The organism is Oleiphilus sp. HI0079, from assembly GCF_001635105.1.
This window is the reverse complement of sequence record NZ_LWFT01000559.1, coordinates 1-3,220: the sequence shown is the minus strand read 5'-3', so window position 1 is coordinate 3,220 and position 3,220 is coordinate 1. Positions and strand designations below refer to the sequence as shown.

The 3,220-nt window shown below is 48.0% G+C and carries 2 protein-coding genes, 4 tRNA genes and 1 pseudogene; 1 reads left to right on the top strand and 6 read right to left on the bottom strand.

All coding sequences use genetic code 11. The features are described 5' to 3' along the window. From tig to A3750_RS09055, 5 genes are all read right to left on the bottom strand, one after another. Window positions 1-1,262 (bottom strand): trigger factor (tig, locus tag A3750_RS09075; protein WP_068548180.1); only part of this gene is annotated, 1,262 nt, incomplete at its 3' end. A gap of 186 nt (window positions 1,263-1,448) precedes the next feature. Further along, window positions 1,449-1,533 (bottom strand) — tRNA-Leu (locus tag A3750_RS09070). Between the two features lie 52 nt (window positions 1,534-1,585). Further along, window positions 1,586-1,661: transfer RNA gene (locus A3750_RS09065), tRNA-His, on the bottom strand. 24 nt (window positions 1,662-1,685) lie between these two features. Beyond that, window positions 1,686-1,762, bottom strand: a tRNA-Arg gene (locus A3750_RS09060). 39 nt (window positions 1,763-1,801) lie between these two features. Next, window positions 1,802-1,878 (bottom strand) — tRNA-Pro (locus A3750_RS09055). Window positions 1,879-2,096: 218 nt separating this feature from the next. Here A3750_RS09055 and folD point away from each other — a divergent pair. Continuing rightward, window positions 2,097-2,951: a bifunctional methylenetetrahydrofolate dehydrogenase/methenyltetrahydrofolate cyclohydrolase FolD gene (gene folD, locus A3750_RS09050; protein ID WP_068455112.1), complete on the top strand. Its 855-nt coding sequence runs from the start codon at window positions 2,097-2,099 to the stop codon at window positions 2,949-2,951. Between the two features lie 62 nt (window positions 2,952-3,013). On the opposite strand, the pseudogene A3750_RS26040 reads toward folD, so the two are convergent. Next, a pseudogene (locus A3750_RS26040) lies at window positions 3,014-3,220 on the bottom strand (cysteine--tRNA ligase); the annotation flags it as partial.

Here is a 3,220-nt window from a genome sequence, read left to right as displayed (position 1 = left end):
TTCTTCTTTTTGACCTTCGCTTTTTCCAGCAGCAAGTCTACAACAGCATCTTCTACAATTACGGCCTCGACCTGAGAACGGTTCTCTGCCTGATTGTAATGTGTAACAACCTCTTCCGGAGTTTCGTAAGTCGACGCAATTTCCTGGATCTTCTCGTCAACTTTTGCAGGATCAGCCTTAATATCGTTCTCTTTTACGATCGCCGCGAACAACAAACCAGTCTTGACACGATTTGTTGCCTGCTCTGCAAACAACTCGTTCGGAAGCTGAGATAAATCCATATCCTGACCACCACCAAACTGCTGAATCGCTTCGCGCTTCATCGTTTCGATTTCCTGCGCAACCATAGACTCAGGGATATCTATGTCGTTTTGCTCTGCAAGCGCTGCAACCATTTGCTGCTTCAAGTTGTTAGCGACCGCATTTTTCAGCTCGCGTTCCATGTTCTTCACGACCTCAGCTTTGAACGCCTCTTCGTCATCAGACTCAACGCCGTACTTACTGAAAAACTCCTGATCCATCTCAGGAAGAACAATTTCTATATTCTCTTTAACTGTCACTTCAAAACGCGCTTCTTTGCCAGCCAAGTCTTCATTTCCGTAGTCTTCAGGGAAGGTAACGTTTAACTCTACTTCCTCACCTGCTTTCGCACCGACCAAGCCTTCTTCAAAGCCAGGGATCATTTGACCCGAACCTAGCGTGATGCGTTGATCTTCAGCGGTTCCGCCTTCAAACTGCTCATCACCAACAAAACCTTTGTAATCGACAACAAGCGTATCTTTCTTCTTGGACTTGCGCTTGACCGACTTAGGCGTACCGTGCTGACGACGTAACATGTCAATCATGTCCTTGATGTCTTTCGCCTTAATCTCTGCCTCAGGCTTTTCAAGCTCGATACCTTCTACGTTTACACCCTCAATTTCTGGGTAAACCTCGACTACAGCAACGAATTCAAAATCCTTGCCTTCTTCAGTCTGCTTTGGCTCAAACTTAGGGTAACCAACCGGTGAAATCCCTTCTTTGCCCAACGCTTCGATATAAGAGTTGCGCATCAACTCGCCAATTACTTCTTGACGAACCTGTGCTCCAAAACGCTTTTTAACGACCTTTGGTGGAACCTTACCTGGACGGAAGCCATTCAATCGCACAGTACGAGCTGTTTGCTGCAGTCGCTGCTCCACTTCCTGTTCTATTTGCTCTGCTGGAACGCCAATGGTGACGCGACGCTCAATGGAAGATGTTGTTTCAACAGAAACTTGCATGGAAATTCCTCAACTCAAATACTCTAAAATCAATTCAACACAGGCACGGAAACCGCAAAGCCTGCACAGTACACTAATAATGGGGGACGAATAGTAAGAGCCATGCCAGTACTTGGCAAGCATTTTGTTCACATTAAGCGACGAGGAATAAGAGAAAGGAGAAAAACTTTGCAAACTAGATAAACATGGTGCGAGTGGGGAGACTCGAACTCCCACGCCGTAAGACACTAGAACCTAAATCTAGCGCGTCTACCAATTCCGCCACACTCGCACATATCTACTTAAAACTTTATGAGGATTGCCCTCACATTTGTAACAGGAATTGGGGTGGGCGAAGGGGATCGAACCCTCGACCGCAGGAATCACAATCCTGAGCTCTACCGACTGAGCTACGCCCACCACTACTCGGACTCTGCCAAAAAATGGCGCACCCGGTAGGATTCGAACCTACGACCCACGGCTTAGAAGGCCGTTGCTCTATCCAACTGAGCTACGGGCGCTCGAACCCAGATTCTACCTGTTACATTCTCGTAGAAAATTGGTCGGGGTAGAGAGATTCGAACTCCCGACATCCTGCTCCCAAAGCAGGCGCGCTACCAGACTGCGCTATACCCCGACTCATCATTGCTTGGGTTACCCCTCACAAGATGGCGCGAATAATACAGACGGTTTTTAACCTCGTCAACATTTAATCTCGCTAAAAAGTTAAAATATTTTGTGCCTGCAAATACCCTTTAACTTAGATCAGCAAAACACTTTTTATTATGAAAAGACCATGAGAAAATGCGCATCCTGAGTTAGCCACCGCACCCACTGAGTGTCACAAGTATTCTAATGAGCGCAAACATTATCGACGGCAAGAGAATTGCCGACAACCTGAAGGGCGAAATCGCCAAACAAGTTGAGTCAAGAGTAAAAGAAGGCAAGAGAAGACCTGGCCTCGCCGTCATTCTGGTAGGCGACGACCCTGCCTCGCAGGTATACGTTCGCAACAAAACAAATGCCTGCGAAAAAATAGGGTTCACTTCCGAAGCAATTATCCTTCCTGCATCTACGCAACAGGAAGAACTTGAAACCCTTATCGACAAGTTCAACAACGCGCCAGAAATGGACGGCATACTCGTTCAGCTTCCGCTTCCCGATCACCTAGACAGCGACGCATTGCTAGAACGCATCAGACCGGACAAAGATGTTGACGGCTTTCACCCGTTCAATCTTGGCAGGCTCGCGCAGCGACTTCCTCTTTTAAGACCCTGCACCCCAAAAGGAATCATTACCTTGCTCGAAAGCACGGGCCAAACAATCCGTGGTAAAGATGCGGTCATTGTTGGCGCTTCGAACATAGTCGGTCGCCCAATGGGACTGGAACTGCTTTTGGCAGGCTGCACAGTCACCACAACCCATCGATTCACGCGCAACCTACCAGAGAAAGTTTCTCAGGCAGACATAGTTATCGTTGCGGCCGGTAAACCTGGCTTGGTAAAAGGTGAATGGATCAAAACTGGAGCAATCGTGGTTGATGTAGGCATCAATCGACTCGAGGACGGATCTCTGGTAGGTGATGTCGAGTATGAAGTTGCTAAAGAACGGGCCGGCTGGATAACGCCTGTTCCCGGAGGTGTCGGCCCAATGACGGTTGCAACATTAATGGAGAACACGCTCTACGCAGCAGAACACCTGCACGACTAATTATTAAAAAACAAAAAGGCGAGCCAGTTGCTCGCCTTTTTGTTACTTCCCATAAGTCAATATCAACTACGACGCCAACTTGTTCCGCCCTTACTGTCGTCAAGTACAACACCCTGCCCCGCCAATTCATCACGAATGCGATCGGACTCTGCCCAGTTTTTATCTGCTCGAGCTTGAGTGCGTTGCGAAATCAAGGCTTCAATTTCATCTTCAGACAACCCGCCCTCTTGCGCTGGAGCCTGCTTAAAGTAATCCTCTGGATTGGACTG